General features: G+C 54.3%; 1 rRNA gene. It reads right to left on the bottom strand.

The window, feature by feature from the left end:
* A 16S ribosomal RNA gene (locus ACTHSL_RS14295) occupies positions 1-232 on the bottom strand; the annotation flags it as partial.

The following is a 232-nucleotide window of genomic DNA, read 5'->3' on the forward strand; positions in this document are numbered from 1 at the left end:
CTTTCCAATCCGCCTACGTGCGCTTTACGCCCAGTAATTCCGAACAACGCTAGCCCCCTCCGTCTTACCGCGGCTGCTGGCACGGAGTTAGCCGGGGCTTTTTCTGCAGGTACCGTCATTATCTTCCCTGCTAAAAGAACTTTACAACCCTAAGGCCTTCATCATTCACGCGGTATTGCTGGATCAGGCTTTCGCCCATTGTCCAATATTCCCCACTGCTGCCACCCGTAGG

It is taken from the genome of Neisseria sp. P0008.S010, assembly GCF_051962715.1.
Lineage (GTDB): Bacteria > Pseudomonadota > Gammaproteobacteria > Burkholderiales > Neisseriaceae > Neisseria > Neisseria elongata.